This is a genomic window from Affinundibacterium amnicola (assembly GCF_014284275.1).
In the GTDB taxonomy this organism is placed as follows: domain Bacteria; phylum Pseudomonadota; class Gammaproteobacteria; order Burkholderiales; family Burkholderiaceae_D; genus Undibacterium; species Undibacterium amnicola.
The window spans coordinates 834869-851304 of sequence record NZ_JACOFU010000001.1 but is presented as its reverse complement, the minus strand read 5'-3'; the positions used below and the strand labels follow the sequence as shown (position 1 = coordinate 851304).

Sequence of the window (16436 nt, the reverse complement as noted above, 5' to 3'; positions counted from 1 at the left end):
GAATCTGGTCGAAAAGGGTGTTTCTCACTCGATATAAAAAGTTGAGGAATCACTGACTCGATTCAAGACCTAACCCTGGAGTTATTATGTCTGTAACAATGCGTGAAATGCTAGAAGCTGGTGTCCATTTCGGTCACCAAACCCGTTTTTGGAATCCAAAAATGGCACCGTACATCTTCGGTCATCGCAATAAAATCCATATCATGAATTTGGAAAAAACATTGGCGATGTATCAAGAAGCAATGAAATTCATCCGCCAATTGTCCTCTAACCGTGGTACGGTTTTGATGGTTGGTACTAAGCGCCAAGCGCGCGAATTGATCGCTGCAGAAGCAAACCGTGCTGGTATGCCTTTCGTTGATCAACGTTGGTTGGGTGGTATGTTGACTAACTTTAAAACAGTTAAAACATCTATCAAGCGTTTGAAAGATATGGAAGCATCTGTGCAAGATGGTTCTGTAGAAAAATTGTCGAAAAAAGAAGGCTTGATGTTCCAACGTGAAATGATCAAGTTGCAAAAATCTATCGGCGGTATTAAAGATATGGGTGGCGTTCCTGATGCAATTTTCGTGGTTGACGTTGGTTACCACAAAGGCGCGATCACTGAAGCTGCTAAATTGGGTATCCCAGTGATTGGCGTAGTTGATACTAACCATTCTCCAGCTGGCGTTACTTACATCATTCCTGGTAATGATGATTCTTCTAAAGCGATTGCTTTGTACGCTCGTGGCGTAGCAGATGCAATTTTGGAAGGTCGTGCAAATGCAGTGAATGAAGTGCTTGAAGCTATTAAACCAAGCGACGAGTTTGTTGAAGTAGAACAGGCTTAATTTCACACCGCGACTTTTTATTGATATTAAGCGCGGTGTTTGAAAAGTAAAAAAGGGGCCAACGCGTGTTTGCCCCTTTTTTTAAATCGAATTTATATTGAAATGTGCATCTTGTGATGCAATGAATTAGGAGAGAAACATGGCAGCAATTACAGCAGCGATGGTGGGCGAATTACGTGCAAAGACAGACGCGCCAATGATGGAATGCAAAAAAGCATTGACGGAAGCAGAAGGTAACATGGAGCGTGCAGAAGAGATTTTGCGCGTTAAATTGGGTAGCAAAGCTTCTAAAGCAGCTTCCCGTATTACAGCTGAAGGTGTTGTTGCATCTTTCATCTCTGGTGGTGTTGGTTCTTTGGTTGAAGTTAACTGTGAAACTGACTTCGTGACTAAGAATGATGACTTTATCGCTTTTTCAAACAAAGTAGCGAAATTGATCGCTGAAGCAAATCCAGCTGATTTGGCAGCATTGGCAGCATTGCCATTGGAAGATGGTACAGTAGAAAGCGTTCGTGCTGGTTTGATCGGCAAGATCGGTGAAAACATGTCTATCCGCCGTTTCCAACGTTTTGAATCTGCAGCTAAAGTAACTTCATACCTGCACGGTACACGTATAGGCGTAGTTGTTGAATTTGACGCGGCTGATGAGCAAATCGGTAAAGACGTAGCGATGCACATCGCAGCGATGAAGCCAGTATCTTTGTCTATCGAACAAGTTCCTGCAGAATTGATCGAAAAAGAGCGTTCAGTTGCTTCTTTGAAAGCAGCAGAATCTGGTAAGCCAGCTGACATCGTTACGAAGATGGTAGAAGGTTCTATCCAGAAGTTCTTGAAAGAAGTTTCTTTGTTGAATCAACCATTCGTCAAAAACGACAAGCAAACAGTTGAGCAAATGTTGCAAGCTGCTGGCGCATCTGTAAAAGCATTTACGATGTTCGTCGTTGGTGAAGGCATTGAGAAGAAGCAAGATGACTTCGCTGCAGAAGTGGCGGCGCAAGTTGCTGCTGCTAAACAAGCGTAAGCAGACTTAAAAAGAAAACGGGCCGTAAGGCCCGTTTTTTTAAGAGCCGTGTTTGTAATGCCATAAATAACAAATCTTGCCAGTGCAAGCGATTATCGCAAGTGTTTTACACCGAGACTTTTCTTTGGTTTCTAGAATCAGAGTTGACCTCACAGAATTTTTGCAATAATGTCTTCCCAACTTTAAAGGAGCCCAGATCGTGACTAAACCAGCTTATAAGCGTGTGCTTTTAAAACTCTCTGGTGAGGCTTTAATGGGTGATGATGCCTATGGCATTAATCGCGCTACCATTGAGCGTATGGTGGCTGATGTCGCCGAAATTTCCCGTATGGGCGTTGAATTAGCCATCGTGATTGGTGGTGGTAATATTTTCCGTGGCGTTGCGCCTGGTGCGCAAGGCATGGATAGGGCGACAGCTGATTACATGGGGATGTTGGCCACGGTGATGAATTCCCTTGCTTTGGGCGATGCGATGCGTCAGGTTGGTATCACTGCGCGCGTCATGTCTGCTATCGCGATTGAACAAGTGGTTGAGCCTTATGTACGTCCTAAAGCTTTGCAATATTTGGAAGAGGGGAAGGTTGTCATTTTTGCCGCTGGCACAGGCAATCCCTTCTTTACTACGGATACAGCGGCTGCCTTGCGTGGTTCGGAAATCGGTGCTGAATTAGTCTTGAAAGCCACCAAAGTTGACGGCGTCTATACAGCAGACCCGAAAAAAGACCCAACCGCGACTCGTTACACGACTATTTCCTTCGATGAAGCGATTTCGCGTCATTTGCAAGTCATGGATGCGACAGCTTTCGCTTTATGTCGCGATCAGAAGTTGCCGATTAAAGTATTCTCTATCGTTAAGCCGGGTGCTTTGAAAAATCTGATTCTGGGTGGAGACGAAGGTACCTTAGTCCACGTATAATGCGCGGTTTCGGATTGCAAGGTGATCTTTGCTGATTCACCAAACTTAATTTGTTTTGAGGTCAATGAGAGCGTAAGCTCTCATTCTCATTTAGTTCAGGAGTAAATCATGACAGTTGCCAGTGTTAAAAGTAGCGCCGATCAGCGCATGCAAAAATCTATTGAAACCTTGAAGGCAGATTTATCCAAGGTTCGTACCGGCCGTGCTCATCCAGGCATTCTGGATCACGTGATGGTGGATTACTACGGTTCACCGACGAATATCTCGCAAGTCGCCAACATCACTTTGATCGATTCTCGTACCATCGGTGTACAGCCTTGGGAAAAGAAAATGTTAACTGTGATCGAAAAAGCGATCCGTGAATCTGATTTGGGTTTAAACCCAGCCTCACAAGGCGATTTGATTCGTGTGCCAACGCCACCGTTGACCGAAGAGCGTCGTAAAGAGATGGTGAAGCTGGTTAAGACGGAAGGTGAAGACGCTAAAATCGCTGTGCGTAACATCCGCCGTGACGCGAATGAGTCATTGAAGAAATTGGTCAAAGATAAGGATATCTCTGAAGATGATGAGCGCCGTGCGCAAGATGATATTCAAAAATTGACAGACAAGTTTGTCGCGGAAGTGGATAAGCTTTTGGCTGAAAAAGAAAAAGAAGTGTTGACCGTTTAAGCTTCGGCGTCTTTTCTTCTTTTTTATCCAATCCCGGAGTTTCATGAATCATTCAAGCTCAACGAAAACAGTCCCTGATGCGGGACTGATGCCGAAACACATTGCCATTATTATGGATGGCAATGGGCGTTGGGCTACTAAGCGTTTTTTGCCGCGTGTCGCCGGACATGTTAAAGGCGTTGATGCGGTGCGTGGCATCGTTGAAGCCTGTATCAAACGTGATATTCAGTTTTTGACTTTATTTGCATTCAGCTCTGAAAATTGGCGACGTCCTGCGGATGAAGTTTCTTTGCTCATGCGTCTGTTTGTAACGGCTTTGGAAAAAGAAGTTAAGAAGATGCATGACAATAATATTCGTTTGAAAATTGTCGGCGATCTTTCACGTTTCGATCTTCCATTACAACAAGCAATTCAGCAGGCACAAGAATTGACTGCTGCGAATACGCGTTTAACTGTAACGATTTGTGCAAACTACGGTGGCCGCTGGGATATTGTTCAGGCGGTTAATAAATTGACGTCAAGCGGCCAATCTCCAACTGACGTTACCGAAGAAATGCTGGAGTCACAATTGGCTATGGCTTACGCGCCAGAGCCTGACTTGTTTATTCGTACAGGTGGCGAAACGCGGATCTCTAATTTTCTGTTGTGGCAGCTCGCCTATACGGAACTGTTTTTTACTGATACCTTTTGGCCTGATTTTAATGGCAAGTCTTTAGACGAGGCAATTGCCTCTTACCAATCGCGTGAACGACGCTTCGGCCGCACTAGTGCGCAACTAGTAGAAGGTACACAAGCTTGAAGGCTTTGGTATTTAACTTTTTTAATCATCACGGATTGCTCCTATGCTAAAAACAAGAATTATCACAGCCATTGTGTTGCTAGCTATCTTGGTGCCCATCGTATTTTCTGGATCTAGCCTTGCATTTACAGCAGCAGCGGCGATTTTTCTTGCTGCTGCGATGTGGGAGAGTCAGCGCTTGTTTAATAAACCAGGTGCCATTCTTATCTCTGCGGTCTGGGCTTTTGCATTTGCCTATCTGACTCTGCAAAATACTAATTTTTCATTGCAAACGCTTTTTACTGTCTGCGTTTTATTCTGGGTTTTTGGCTTGATTCCGAGCTTGAAGTTCGGCCTACCAGATATCAATAGCTTCGCCAGTGGCTTGATTAGTGGCGTTTATGCGATCGCTATTTTTGGATGTTTCGTTGCAATGAGTTACCTGTTCGGCAAATCAGCGAAGCTGTTGCTGTCGGTTTTGGCCTTGGTTTGGATTGCTGATATCGGTGCGTATTTTGTTGGTAAGGCGATTGGTAAACGCAAACTTGCGCCAACGATTTCTCCAGGTAAATCATGGGAAGGAGCCATTGGCGGTGGTGTATTGGTACTCTTGTTCGCACTTCTTTGCGTTGCCGTTCCTTCGCTATCAGAAACCTTGCCAGCTCGAATCTACACGGATCAAGGGCCAGTCGCATTAGCTATTTTGATGATATTCATCGCCATTGCCAGCGTCATCGGTGATTTGTTTGAATCCTTATTGAAGCGTCGTATCGGTATGAAGGATAGCAGTAGTTTGTTACCTGGACATGGCGGCGTATTGGATAGAATTGATGCACTTATTCCGGTATTGCCTCTCGCTGCGATGTTTGTGGCGCTGTGGAATTTGTGATCAAACACAGAATTAATTAATCAGCCTCGTCGAATTGTATGCAAAAACAAAGTATCTGTATTTTGGGATCGACCGGGTCCATCGGGATTTCCACATTAGATGTGATTGCCCGACATCCTGATCTTTATCAGGTTTTTGCATTAACTGCACACACACAAATTAATAAGCTGGCTACTCAATGTCAGCAATTTCAGCCTCAGTTTGCGGTCGTTGCGAATGAACAATTGGCGCGAGATTTACGTGAGTTACTAGCGCAGTTTTCATCGAAAACACAGGTCTTGTGCGGTGCCGAAGCTTTGTGTGAAGTCGCTAGCGCTACTGACTGTGATGTGGTGATGGCGGCAATTGTTGGTGCCGCAGGTTTGCCTGCTTCGCTCGCCGCAGCACAAGCAGGCAAAAGAATTTTGTTGGCGAATAAAGAAGCCTTGGTCATGTCTGGGCAATTGTTTATTGATGCCGTTGCTAAAAGTGGCGCGACCTTATTGCCAATTGATAGCGAACATAATGCCATTTTTCAATGTCTGCCTTATGGATACCAACGCGATTTAAATGCTAGTGGCATTTCCAAAATCATCTTGACCGCTTCCGGTGGTCCGTTTCTTCATCGTGAAATTTCTACCTTGTCACAAGTGACTGCAGCGGAAGCAATAGCGCATCCTAATTGGGTGATGGGGCGAAAAATCTCGGTTGACTCTGCCACCATGATGAATAAGGGGCTGGAGGTCATCGAGGCACATTGGTTGTTTGGCGCTGCGATCGATAAGATAGAAGTCTTGATTCATCCGCAAAGTTTGATTCATTCTATGGTTTCTTATGTCGATGGTTCCTTGCTCGCGCAGTTAGGTAATCCCGATATGCGTACACCCATCGCTTATGGCCTTGCCTATCCAGAACGAATTTCGTCTGGGGTCGAGCCATTAGATTTAAGTCAATTTTCGCAGTTGAATTTCTTTAAGCCTGACTTTGAGCGGTTTCCGTGTCTGCGTTTGGCCTATGAGGCATTAAGAGCAGGTGCATCGGCGCCTACCGTTCTAAATGCAGCAAATGAAATCGCCGTTGATGCGTTTTTAGCAGACAGACTTGGTTTTATGCAAATTGAAACGGTGGTTGCAGAAGCTTTATCGCGTGTTCCAATGCAGAGTTTGTCAGATTTAGAGTCAATTCTCGAAATTGATCGTCAGGCACGTGTTTTTGCAAGTAGTTACGTTGCAAAATTAAGGGCATGAGATGACTTTTCAATTTCTTCAGACAGTGCTGGCATTTGTTTTCGCGCTTGGCATCCTCATTATCTTTCATGAACTTGGGCATTTTTGGGTCGCTCGGCTATGCGGGGTCAAAGTTTTGCGATTCTCTGTTGGAATGGGTAAGCCGCTGTGGATAAAAAAGTTTGGTAATAGTGAAACTGAATGGACTTTGTCAGCTATTCCATTAGGTGGTTATGTTAAATTTTATGATTCGCGCGAAGTTGATGGTTCTCAAGCGACTCCACAAGACCTAGCCGGTGATTTCTCACGTAAATCGGTGTGGCAGCGTATTGCGATTGTCGCTGCGGGGCCAGTTTTTAATTTCATTTTAGCCATCGTCTTATTTGCCGCCTTATTTTTACATGGCACACCAGATCCTGTCGCAAAATTGCGTATCGCTTCTGAATCATCCATTGCTTATGTCGCTGGATTACGGCAGGGCGATTTGGTGCAAAGTATTAATGGTGAACAGATTCAATCGTGGTCAGATATGCGATGGAAATTATTGCAATTGGGCTTGGATAAACAAGAAGTACGTATACAAGTGACGCGCAAGAATCTCGACCGAAGTTCTAGTCTTGACCAATTGGAATTTAAACTACCTTTATCGCAGTTAGATTCTGCTGATTTTGAGTCGGATTTTTTACAGAAATTAGGCATGGAATTTTTCCGCCCTCCAGCGATACTCAATGACGTCGTTGTTGGTGGACCTGCCAGTAAAGCCGGCTTGAAACCTGGTGACCAAGTCATTCAAATCAATGATCAAGCGGTTTTAGATAGCCAGGCATTTCGGGACATCGTCAACGCATCTCCGAATAAACCGTTGACGATGTTAGTGCTTGGCTCTGGGCAAGAATTTGAGGTGGTAGTAACGCCTGAAGCTGTGGAAGAAAATGGTAAATTGATTGGTCGGATTCAAGTCGCTCCGCGTGGTCAGTTGGAAATGACAGTGTTATCGTATTCTGCTTCAGAGGCGGTCTATCGCGGAGCAGTACGCACTTGGGATACTAGTGTTCTGACGTTGAAAATGATAGGTAAAATGCTGACCGGCGAAGTGTCGTGGCGCAATATCACAGGTCCAATTACGATCGCTGATTATGCGGGACAGACTGCAAGAGTTGGATGGATTAGCTATCTACAATTTATTGCATTGATCAGTATTAGTCTGGGCGTCATGAATTTGCTACCTATACCTGTGTTAGATGGCGGTCATTTGTTGTATTATTCGCTGGAAGTTTTAACGGGGAAAGCAATCCCTGAGAAATATGTAGAGATGGCACAGCGAGGAGGGCTAACTGTGCTGTTGTGTTTAATGCTTGTCGCTTTTTTTAATGATATTGTCCGACAGATGTCATAATACGCAGCTTATTCATTGCTGTATTGTAAAAGCTGCAATCAAGTAGAAATTTGAGACTGAAAAAACCCCAATGAAATTACCATTAGAGAATTTAACTTTGCCAGCATTTCCTCGTCACCTCCTCGCCACAGCAGCCTTAGCTTTGTGTTCCGGTCATGCCCTAGCAATTGAACCATTTACAGTCAAAGAAATTCGTGTCGAAGGTTTGCAAAGAACTGAAGCTGGAACAGTCTTTAGTTATTTGCCCGTTCGCGTTGGTGAAGTTTTTAATGATGCGAAAAGTATTGCGGCGATTAAAGCCTTGTTTGCAACAGGCTTTTTTAAAGATGTACAAATCGAAGTGGAAGATGGTGTATTGGTGGTTTTGTTGGATGAGCGTCCAACCATTTCAACTGTTGATTTCACAGGTACAAAAGAATTCGAAAAAGATCAACTGGTCAAAGCGCTAAAAGATATCGGCGTTGGTGAAACCCGTATTTTTGATAAAGCGACAGTTGATCGTGCTGAGCAAGAATTAAAGAAACAATATTTGTCACGTGGCCTATATGGCGCACAGATTACGACTACGATTACGCCAATCGAACGTAATCGTGTGAATGTGACGTTTGCGGTGGATGAAGGTGATGTCGCCAAGATCGCGCAAATCAATATCATCGGTAATAAAGCATTTTCTGATGGTGAATTGAAAGAAATGCTCACCTTAAGTACACCAACTTGGTTTAGTTGGTATTCGAAAGCAGATCAATACTCTAAACAGAAGTTGTCTGGCGACGTCGAGACAATACGTTCGTTTTATCAGAATCGTGGTTATTTAGAAATGCAAGTCACTTCGACACAAATTTCGATTACACCAGACAAGAAACAAGTTTATATCACGGTGAATATTGATGAAGGTGACAAGTATAAGGTCACTGATGTCAAGATTGAAGGTGAAACCTTTGGACGTGAAGATGAACTAGCTTCTCTCATGCTTTTGAGAAAAAATGAAACCTACAATGCAGGTTTGTTGACAGCAAGTACTAAGCGCATTTCTGATCGCATGGGTAATTTTGGTTACGCATTTGCTAACGTGGTTGCAAACCCATTGGTTGATAAAGAGAAGAAAGAAGTTGCATTTACAATCTTTGTTGATCCGGGAAAACGTGTCTATGTACGTCGCATTAATCTTGCTGGCAATACACGTACGCGTGATGAAGTCATTCGTCGCGAATTCCGACAATTTGAAGGATCTTGGTATGACGGTGAAAAGATCAAAGTATCTCGTGATCGCGTCGAATACTTAGGCTTCTTTAAGGAAGTTACCGTCGATACGCCTGAAGTGCCAACCAGTATTGATCAAGTTGATGTGAATTTGAGTGTGACAGAAAAACCGACTGGCAATATTATGATTGGTGCTGGTTACTCCAGTGCTGAAAAAGTCACAATTACCGGCTCGATTCAGCAGGTTAATGCATTTGGTAGTGGCGATACGATTGGTTTAGATATCAATACCAGTAAATATAATCGCACTATTGCTTTGACCCACGTTGATCCTTATGTAACCGATGACGGCATTAGCCGCAGTATTGATGCCTTCATTCGTACTTCTTTGCCGCCAATTGGTGCTTATGGTTATTACCGTATTCAATCTTCAGGTGGTAATCTGCGTTACGGTATTCCTTTCTCTGAACTTGATACGGTATTTTTTGGCGTTGGTTTAGAGCGTTCAAAAATTGATACTTATACAGATAGTCCTTATCGCTACTTGAAATATGTTGCTGATTTCGGTGGCAATGATATCGTTAAAGATCCTGCTAACCCATTGTATGGTGTCGGTAGTGCGACGAATGATTCCATTCCCTTATCCGTGGCATGGCAACGTGATAGCCGTGATAATGTACTGACGCCGTCAATTGGTCGTTATCAAAGGATTAATCTTGAGCTTTCTGCTTATGGTGAGTTCAAATACTATCGCGCGATCTATAAGCACGAATATTACAAACCAGTTTATCGTTCGGTAATTTTGGCGATGAATGGCGAGATTAATTACGGTCATGGTTTAGCAGGCAAGCCTTACCCCGTGTTTAAGAACTTCTACGCAGGTGGTATCGGATCTGTCCGTGGCTATGAACCTGGTTCTTTGGGGACGAAAGATCCTCGCGGCGATACTTTAGGTGGTGCCACGCGTGTCGTCGGTAATGTAGAATTACAGATTCCTTTCCCGGGTGCAGATAAATCTTTGCGTTGGTTTACATTCTTTGACGTTGGTAATGTCTTCGATGAAGGTCAGAAAATTCGCGCTCAGGATATGAAGACTTCTATCGGTATGGGTATTAGCTGGATTTCTCCGATGGGGCCTTTGAAATTGAGTTTTGGTAAAGCTTTAAATGCTAAACCTGATGATCGACGTCAGGGCTTCCAGTTCACGATGGGAACGGGTTTCTAAAATTGGTTTGAGATTGCGTTTGCGATTTGCTTGTTGGTAATTTGAAGTTCGTAATGTGGAGAATATTTTGAGTCACATATCTAATCCGTCCAAATTGATGCGCAATTTCTTTTTCGGCGCAGCTTCTTTACTAGCTTTTGCGCAAGCGCAGGCGCAAGATTTTAAAGTCGCATTTTTTAATGGACAGCGTGTCTTAGATGAATCCGTTCCTGCAAAAATTGCGTCTTCGCGTATTGAGCAAGAGTTCTCAAAACGTAAAAAAGAACTGGATGAAGTCAACGAGCGTTTCCGTAATGCTTATCGTAAATACGAAAAAGATGCACCAAGCTTGTCGGAAGTTGAACGCTTGCGTCGCCAACGTGAGTTGACAGAATTAGATCAAGACTTTAATCGTAAGCAGAGAATTTATAACGAAGACTTGGCACAGCGTCGTCAAGAAGAAGCAATCGCTTTGGGTGAGCGGGCTTTGAAAATTGTGCGACAAATTGCAGAAGCAGAGAAAATTGATATCGTGGTGCAAGACGCTTCTTATGTGAACCCACGTATCGATATTACAGATAAAGTACTGAAAGCACTTTCCAAATAAAAATGACAAATAAAAGCATTCGACTAGGGGAGTTAGTCGATCGCTTCGGTGGTCAGTTAATTGGTAATCCTGATATTCAGGTCGTCGGCATTGCCCCATTAAGTGATGCGAGCGATCGTCATGTCACCTTCCTCTCAAATTCAAAATTCAGATCGCAAGCAGAAAAGACGAAAGCGATCGCTTTGATCTTGTCTGAACAAGATCATCAGCAACTTGGTGATACTTACGCCGGCGCTCGTATTGTTACCGCGAATCCTTACGTGTATTTCGCAAAGGCCGCGCAGCATTTCTTCGACTTGAATTCTATCGCTGTGCAGCTCGGAATACATTCTTTGGCATGGGTTAGTCCGCAAGCGGAAGTTGCGGCAACCGCCAGTATTGCAGCCCATGTATCGATTGAGGCTGGTGCTGTCATTGGTGAGCGTGTAGTGATTGCTGCAGGTGTTTCCATTGGTCGTGGTGTTGTGATTGGTGATGGTAGCCAGATCAATGCCAATGTCAGTATTTATAATGACTGCATCATTGGAGAGCGCTGCGTTATCCATTCAGGTGCGGTGATAGGAGCCGATGGGTTTGGCTTTGCGAATGAAAAAGGCAAGTGGATTAAGATTCCACAAACAGGTCGCGTGGTGATTGGTAATGATGTTGAGATCGGTGCGAATACCAGCATAGATCGCGGCGCATTGGCTGACACTATTATTGAAAATGGCGTTAAGCTCGATAATCAAATTCAAATCGGCCATAACTGTCATATCGGTGAAAACACTGCAATGGCTGGCTGTGTCGGTGTGGCGGGTAGTGCCAAGATAGGCAAAAACTGTACGTTTGGTGGTGCTGCAATGGTGCTCGGACATTTGACGATTGCAGATAACGTCCATATTTCATCCGGCAGCATGGTGTCGCGATCTATTCACGAACCAGGTCAGTACACAGGTTTTTATCCTTTGGCAAAGAATGCCGATTGGGAAAAGACTGCTGTGATCGTACGCAATCTCGATAGTATGCGCGACAAGCTTAAACAATTAGAAAAGACTGTCAAAGCACAGACATCACAAGTAATTACGCAACATTTAAATACCTCTAACTCAGAAGAATAGTATGGAAAACATCGATAAGACCCTGGACATCAATCAGATTAAACAGTATTTGCCACATCGCTATCCGATGCTGTTAGTTGATCGCGTATTGACATGGGAAAGTGGTAAGACGATCACTGCAATTAAAAATGTCACCGCTAATGAGGAATTCTTCAACGGCCATTTCCCAAATAAACCGGTGATGCCTGGTGTATTGATGGTGGAAGCGATGGCGCAAACTGCGGCGATTTTGTCATTTTTAACGATGGGTAAAAAGCCCGATGAAAACACCATCGTGTATTTTGTCGGTATCGACAATGTTCGCTTTAAACGTCCAGTAGGTCCTGGTGATCAATTAAAAATGGATGTTGAGATTCTGCGCGTAGCGCGTGGCATTTGGAAATATAAAGCAGTGGCAACAGTCGACGGTCAATTAGCGGTAGAAGCGGAATTGATGTGTACTTTGCGCAGCACTGGTGATGACGTCAAGGTCGCAGCGCCAACAGCAGAAACTTCTAGCGAAACTCCTGCAGGAGCTTAAACATGGCTATTCATTCCACCGCAATCATTGATCCTAAAGCGCAGCTCGATTCCAGTGTGGAAGTCGGCGCTTATTCAATTATTGGTCCGAATGTTCGTATTGATGCAGGTACTAAGATTGGACCGTATGTCGTGATCGAAGGGCATACGACAATTGGTAAAGATAATCAGTTCTTTCAATTTTCTTCGATCGGTGCTGCACCTCAAGATAAAAAGTACGCAGGAGAACCAACGCTCTTGACGATTGGTGATCGCAATGTGGTGCGCGAATTCTGTACTTTTAATTTAGGTACGGTACAAGATGGCGGCGTGACTAGTATTGGCGATGATAATTGGATCATGGCCTATGTGCATATCGCGCATGATTGTCACGTCGGAAATCGCACAATCTTTGCAAATAATGCGGCTTTGGCCGGGCATGTACATATTGGTGATTGGGTTATCTTAGGTGGATTTTCTAATGTTCATCAATTTTGCAAAATCGGTGCACATGCGATGGTTGGAATGAGTACCAGCTTGACACAAGACGTACCACCATTCGTCATTTTGAATGGCAATCCAGCGGCGGCGCATGGTATCAATATTGAAGGATTGAAGCGTCGTGGTTTTAGTCGTGAGCAGATATCTGCGATTCGTCAGGCCTACAAAACATTGTACAAATCAGGATTGACTTTAGAGGAAGCAAAAGCGACTTTGGATCAGGAAATCGCTGAGCAAGTGCCGGAAATTGCTGAGCATATTTCTGCATTCCGGAATTTCTTAGATACCTCAACGCGCGGTATCGTGCGTTAATTTTTAGGGCAAACGTGACGCGTCCTATTATTTCTATGGTCGCCGGAGAAACCTCTGGTGATATGTTGGCAGCCCGCTTATTGTCGGGCTTACGTCCCCAATTGCCATCGTCTCTTATGCATGGCATTGGCGGTAAGCACATGGCCGAATTTGGATTTCATAGTGATTTTCCTATGGAAAAATTGTCTGTGCGTGGCCTGTTTGAAGTATTGATGCACTACCGTGAGATTTCAGGCATTCGTCAACAACTGATGGCGCAGCTATTAGACGAAAAGCCCGATGTATTTATCGGTGTCGATGCACCTGATTTTAATTTGGATTTAGAGGTTCAACTCAAACGTGCTGGCATCCCAACGATGCATTACATCAGTCCATCAATTTGGGCTTGGCGTGGCGGCAGAATTAAAAAGATCGCCGAAGCCGTCTCACATATGTTGGTGATCTTTCCTTTTGAGGAAGAAATCTATCGAAAAGCGGGTATTCCCGCGACTTATGTCGGACACCCTTTGGCGCAGGTGATACCGATGCAACCTGATGTGGAAGCTGCACGCGAGGAGTTAGGCTTAGAAGCCGATGCTCGTGTGGTGACGATTCTGCCAGGTAGTCGTATGTCAGAATTAAAGTACAACACGACGGCATTCATCGCCACCGCAAAGCTGTTGCTACAACGTGACCCGCATTTACAGTTTTTAGTGCCGATGGTGGGGCCAAAACAGCGTGCGTATTATTCTGAATTGGTCTTAGCCGCTGAGTTAGATGAAGTGCCTATTTTGTTGATGGACGGGAAATCTCATACAGCAATCGCAGCGGCGGATGTCGTTTTGGTGGCGTCAGGCACAGCTTCATTAGAAGTTGCCTTGTACAAAAAACCCATGGTCATCGCTTATAAAATGATGGCGGCATCTTGGCATGTGTTAAAGCATATGGGCTATCAGCCTTGGATAGGCTTGCCAAATATTATGGCGGAAGAGTTTCTGGTGCCAGAATTTCTTCAGTCAGCAGCGACACCACAACATATGGCGGACGCACTTTGGCAGCAACTTAATGATGTCGCTCTGCAAAAGCGCTTGCATCAGCGCTTCACGGATATGCATCACGATTTATTGCGTGACACAGCAGGTATTTCCGCTCAAGCGGTGCTTAATCTTATTCACGCTGTTTAAGCGTATCTCACATTATTTGAACACGCAGTTTCATCATTGTTGTTCAAGCTCTGCAGGAATTTTCTACCATGTATATCGACTCTCACTGTCATATCAATTTTCCGGAATTAGCCGAACGTATGCCGGAGTTATTGCAGCGTATGCAGGATAACGGCGTCACACATGCGCTCTGTGTATCAGTTGATTTACCTGATTTTCCGCAGGTGTTGGCCTTAGCTGAACAGTATCCACATATTTATGCTTCAGTTGGCGTACATCCCGATTACGAAGATACAGAAGATCCAAGTGCAGAACGTTTAGTGGAATTGTCGCAGCATCCAAAGATTATTGCGATTGGTGAAACTGGCTTAGATTATTTTCGTTTGAAGGGGGATCTCGAATGGCAGCGGGAACGTTTTCGTCAGCATATTCGCGCTTCACGTATCAGCCGCAAGCCTTTAATTATTCATACCCGTGCCGCTGCCGAAGATACGATACGAATTATGCGGGAAGAGGGCGCAGGCACTAACCAGGGCGGAGTTGCAGGTGTGATGCATTGTTTTACTGAGTCGCTCGATGTTGCAAAAGCGGCAGTTGATATGGGTTTCTATATTTCTTTCTCTGGTATTTTGACGTTCAAGAGCGCAAAAGATTTGCAGGCGGTGGCAAAAGCATTGCCTATCGAACGCATTTTGATAGAAACCGATTCACCCTATCTGGCACCAGCGCCACATCGCGGCAAAATGAATGAACCTGGATTTGTGAAACATGTGGGTGAGTTTTTGGCCGACTTGAAGCAATTGCCGCTCAAGCAGGTGCAAGAACAAACGACACAAAACTTTTTTGATCTCTTTAAGTTCGCACAAGTCAATTAAGGAGCATGAAAATCCATGCGCTACTTTAGTCAACTTAGCCAAGTTACTGTTTGGATTTCTTTATTCTTCTTCGCGCTATCTGCGTGGGCGCAGTCATCGTCATCATTTTCGGTAGCAGAAAAAATTATTCGTGCAGCTCGATTTGATGATGTGAGTACGATCAAAAAATATGCAGATCAACAAGGTGATATCAATCTTGCTGAGGCTGTTCGTGGCGAGACTTTACTGATGATTAGTGTGCGTGAAAATTCGCAGCGGGTTTTTGACTACTTGTTGATGCATCCGAAAATTCATCTAGATCAACGAGCCAAGAATGGCGATACGGCGATCATGTTAACGGCGTATCTTGAACAAAAAGATAAACTACAACGTTTAATTGACGCGGGTGCCCAAGTTAATCAAGCGGGGTGGACAGCATTGCACTACGCAACGGTTGTAGGAAATCTTGAGATCGTTAAGATCTTATTAGAGCACTATGCTTACATTGATGCTGAAACCCCCAATAAAACCACACCATTAATGCTAGCAGCGCGTCGTGGTGAAATGAGCGTGCTTAAGTTATTGATTGATGAAGGCGCGGATATTTCTTTGAAAAATATGCTGGGTTGGACTGCGCATGATTTTGCAGTGGAGTCAGAACGACGCGATATCGCAGCATTGTTGCAAGAGTTGATGCAGGCAAAAACAAGTGAGCGCAAATAGGTGTGAGAATGGCAATCAACTATAAACCATACCGATTTCTGTTGATGCTTAGCTTATTCTTGACAGCATGTGGAGCCCCTAAGACGGATCCCTTGAAGACAGATACTGCGGCAGAAAAAACAAAAGGCGCAGAGCAAACTCCCAATAAGCTTGATTCTCAAGTAGGTGTGAAATCTAATGCGAAAACCTTGGCTGCCTATCAGGTGGAATTGGCCAATCATCTTTCTCGCGTGAATGTCGCGAAAGTCTATGCAGGTAATCCTCAAGCCTTATTGCGCTCTGTCATCGTGTTGAGATTTTCTCTCAACTCCCAAGGAAGTTTAATGAGTAAGGCCATCGTGCGAAGCAACAAAGATAGAGAAACCGAAGCGACTGCTTTATCTAGCTTGGTCAAGGCGCAACCATTTCCTATGCCGTCGGCACTACTCTTAAAGCAAGGTAAGCTCGATTTAGTTGAAACTTGGTTGTTTAATTCAGATGGACGTTTTCAATTAAGAACGATCGCTTTGCCACAGGCGAATCAATGAGTATCTAAATCTGAACTGTCAATCAATGAGAATTCATCTCGCAGTCGTTGAATGATCCGCTGGTACA

17 protein-coding genes are annotated in these 16436 nt (G+C 44.3%); all 17 read left to right on the top strand.

Annotated features, from left to right (window positions below; all coding sequences use genetic code 11):
- Positions 1-86: 86 nt before the first annotated feature.
- The 17 genes from rpsB to H8K33_RS03745 all read left to right on the top strand — a co-directional run bounded on the left by rpsB (position 87) and on the right by H8K33_RS03745 (position 16369).
- Positions 87-830 carry a 30S ribosomal protein S2 gene (gene rpsB, locus H8K33_RS03825; protein ID WP_186889622.1) on the top strand — a complete coding sequence of 248 codons (744 nt, stop codon included), beginning with the start codon at positions 87-89 and terminating at the stop codon, positions 828-830.
- 139 nt (positions 831-969) lie between these two features.
- Positions 970-1851, top strand: coding sequence for a translation elongation factor Ts (tsf, locus tag H8K33_RS03820; protein ID WP_186889621.1), 882 nt, complete (start codon positions 970-972; stop codon positions 1849-1851).
- 199 nt (positions 1852-2050) lie between these two features.
- Positions 2051-2767 (top strand): UMP kinase, encoded by a 717-nt coding sequence (gene pyrH / locus H8K33_RS03815; RefSeq protein WP_186889620.1) that lies wholly within the window; start codon positions 2051-2053, stop codon positions 2765-2767.
- 108 nt (positions 2768-2875) lie between these two features.
- Positions 2876-3436 carry a ribosome recycling factor gene (gene frr / locus H8K33_RS03810; protein WP_186889619.1) on the top strand — a complete coding sequence of 187 codons (561 nt, stop codon included), beginning with the start codon at positions 2876-2878 and terminating at the stop codon, positions 3434-3436.
- 43 nt (positions 3437-3479) lie between these two features.
- Positions 3480-4235 carry a polyprenyl diphosphate synthase gene (uppS, locus tag H8K33_RS03805; protein ID WP_186889618.1) on the top strand — a complete coding sequence of 252 codons (756 nt, stop codon included), beginning with the start codon at positions 3480-3482 and terminating at the stop codon, positions 4233-4235.
- Between the two features lie 43 nt (positions 4236-4278).
- Complete coding sequence (locus H8K33_RS03800) at positions 4279-5103, top strand: phosphatidate cytidylyltransferase (RefSeq protein ID WP_186889617.1); 825 nt, start codon at positions 4279-4281, stop codon at positions 5101-5103.
- A 38-nt stretch (positions 5104-5141) separates the two neighbouring features.
- Positions 5142-6329: a 1-deoxy-D-xylulose-5-phosphate reductoisomerase gene (gene ispC, locus H8K33_RS03795; RefSeq protein WP_186889616.1), complete on the top strand. Its 1188-nt coding sequence runs from the start codon at positions 5142-5144 to the stop codon at positions 6327-6329.
- Between the two features lies 1 nt (position 6330).
- Complete coding sequence (gene rseP, locus H8K33_RS03790) at positions 6331-7704, top strand: RIP metalloprotease RseP (RefSeq protein ID WP_186889615.1); 1374 nt, start codon at positions 6331-6333, stop codon at positions 7702-7704.
- A 70-nt stretch (positions 7705-7774) separates the two neighbouring features.
- Positions 7775-10129 (top strand): outer membrane protein assembly factor BamA, encoded by a 2355-nt coding sequence (gene bamA / locus H8K33_RS03785; protein ID WP_186889614.1) that lies wholly within the window; start codon positions 7775-7777, stop codon positions 10127-10129.
- Between the two features lie 67 nt (positions 10130-10196).
- Positions 10197-10715, top strand: a complete 519-nt coding sequence (locus H8K33_RS03780) for an OmpH/Skp family outer membrane protein (RefSeq protein ID WP_246443271.1) — start codon at positions 10197-10199, stop codon at positions 10713-10715.
- 2 nt (positions 10716-10717) lie between these two features.
- A complete protein-coding gene (lpxD, locus tag H8K33_RS03775; protein WP_186889613.1) occupies positions 10718-11812 on the top strand; it encodes a UDP-3-O-(3-hydroxymyristoyl)glucosamine N-acyltransferase in 1095 nt (364 codons plus the stop codon).
- 1 nt (position 11813) lies between these two features.
- Positions 11814-12332, top strand: coding sequence for a 3-hydroxyacyl-ACP dehydratase FabZ (gene fabZ, locus H8K33_RS03770; RefSeq protein ID WP_186889612.1), 519 nt, complete (start codon positions 11814-11816; stop codon positions 12330-12332).
- Positions 12333-12334: 2 nt separating this feature from the next.
- A complete protein-coding gene (lpxA, locus tag H8K33_RS03765) occupies positions 12335-13123 on the top strand; it encodes an acyl-ACP--UDP-N-acetylglucosamine O-acyltransferase (RefSeq protein WP_186889611.1) in 789 nt (262 codons plus the stop codon).
- 14 nt (positions 13124-13137) lie between these two features.
- Entirely contained in the window at positions 13138-14286 is a 1149-nt protein-coding gene (lpxB, locus tag H8K33_RS03760) for a lipid-A-disaccharide synthase (protein WP_343043779.1), read from the top strand.
- 68 nt (positions 14287-14354) lie between these two features.
- Complete coding sequence (locus H8K33_RS03755) at positions 14355-15140, top strand: TatD family hydrolase (RefSeq protein WP_186889610.1); 786 nt, start codon at positions 14355-14357, stop codon at positions 15138-15140.
- A 15-nt stretch (positions 15141-15155) separates the two neighbouring features.
- A complete protein-coding gene (locus H8K33_RS03750; RefSeq protein WP_186889609.1) occupies positions 15156-15842 on the top strand; it encodes an ankyrin repeat domain-containing protein in 687 nt (228 codons plus the stop codon).
- 8 nt (positions 15843-15850) lie between these two features.
- Positions 15851-16369 carry an energy transducer TonB gene (locus tag H8K33_RS03745; protein ID WP_186889608.1) on the top strand — a complete coding sequence of 173 codons (519 nt, stop codon included), beginning with the start codon at positions 15851-15853 and terminating at the stop codon, positions 16367-16369.
- Positions 16370-16436: the final 67 nt, after the last annotated feature.

What these genes read in the sequence shown, in the direction of transcription:
- fabZ (WP_186889612.1), top strand. Translation starts at nt 11,814, where the DNA reads ATGGAAAACATCGATAAGACCCTGGACATCAATCAGATTAAACAGTAT.
- frr (WP_186889619.1), top strand. Translation starts at nt 2,876, where the DNA reads ATGACAGTTGCCAGTGTTAAAAGTAGCGCCGATCAGCGCATGCAAAAA.
- lpxA (WP_186889611.1), top strand. Translation starts at nt 12,335, where the DNA reads ATGGCTATTCATTCCACCGCAATCATTGATCCTAAAGCGCAGCTCGAT.
- rpsB (WP_186889622.1), top strand. Translation starts at nt 87, where the DNA reads ATGTCTGTAACAATGCGTGAAATGCTAGAAGCTGGTGTCCATTTCGGT.
- bamA (WP_186889614.1), top strand. Translation starts at nt 7,775, where the DNA reads ATGAAATTACCATTAGAGAATTTAACTTTGCCAGCATTTCCTCGTCAC.
- uppS (WP_186889618.1), top strand. Translation starts at nt 3,480, where the DNA reads ATGAATCATTCAAGCTCAACGAAAACAGTCCCTGATGCGGGACTGATG.
- ispC (WP_186889616.1), top strand. Translation starts at nt 5,142, where the DNA reads ATGCAAAAACAAAGTATCTGTATTTTGGGATCGACCGGGTCCATCGGG.
- H8K33_RS03745 (WP_186889608.1), top strand. Translation starts at nt 15,851, where the DNA reads ATGGCAATCAACTATAAACCATACCGATTTCTGTTGATGCTTAGCTTA.
- rseP (WP_186889615.1), top strand. Translation starts at nt 6,331, where the DNA reads ATGACTTTTCAATTTCTTCAGACAGTGCTGGCATTTGTTTTCGCGCTT.
- tsf (WP_186889621.1), top strand. Translation starts at nt 970, where the DNA reads ATGGCAGCAATTACAGCAGCGATGGTGGGCGAATTACGTGCAAAGACA.
- lpxD (WP_186889613.1), top strand. Translation starts at nt 10,718, where the DNA reads ATGACAAATAAAAGCATTCGACTAGGGGAGTTAGTCGATCGCTTCGGT.
- H8K33_RS03800 (WP_186889617.1), top strand. Translation starts at nt 4,279, where the DNA reads ATGCTAAAAACAAGAATTATCACAGCCATTGTGTTGCTAGCTATCTTG.
- H8K33_RS03750 (WP_186889609.1), top strand. Translation starts at nt 15,156, where the DNA reads ATGCGCTACTTTAGTCAACTTAGCCAAGTTACTGTTTGGATTTCTTTA.
- H8K33_RS03755 (WP_186889610.1), top strand. Translation starts at nt 14,355, where the DNA reads ATGTATATCGACTCTCACTGTCATATCAATTTTCCGGAATTAGCCGAA.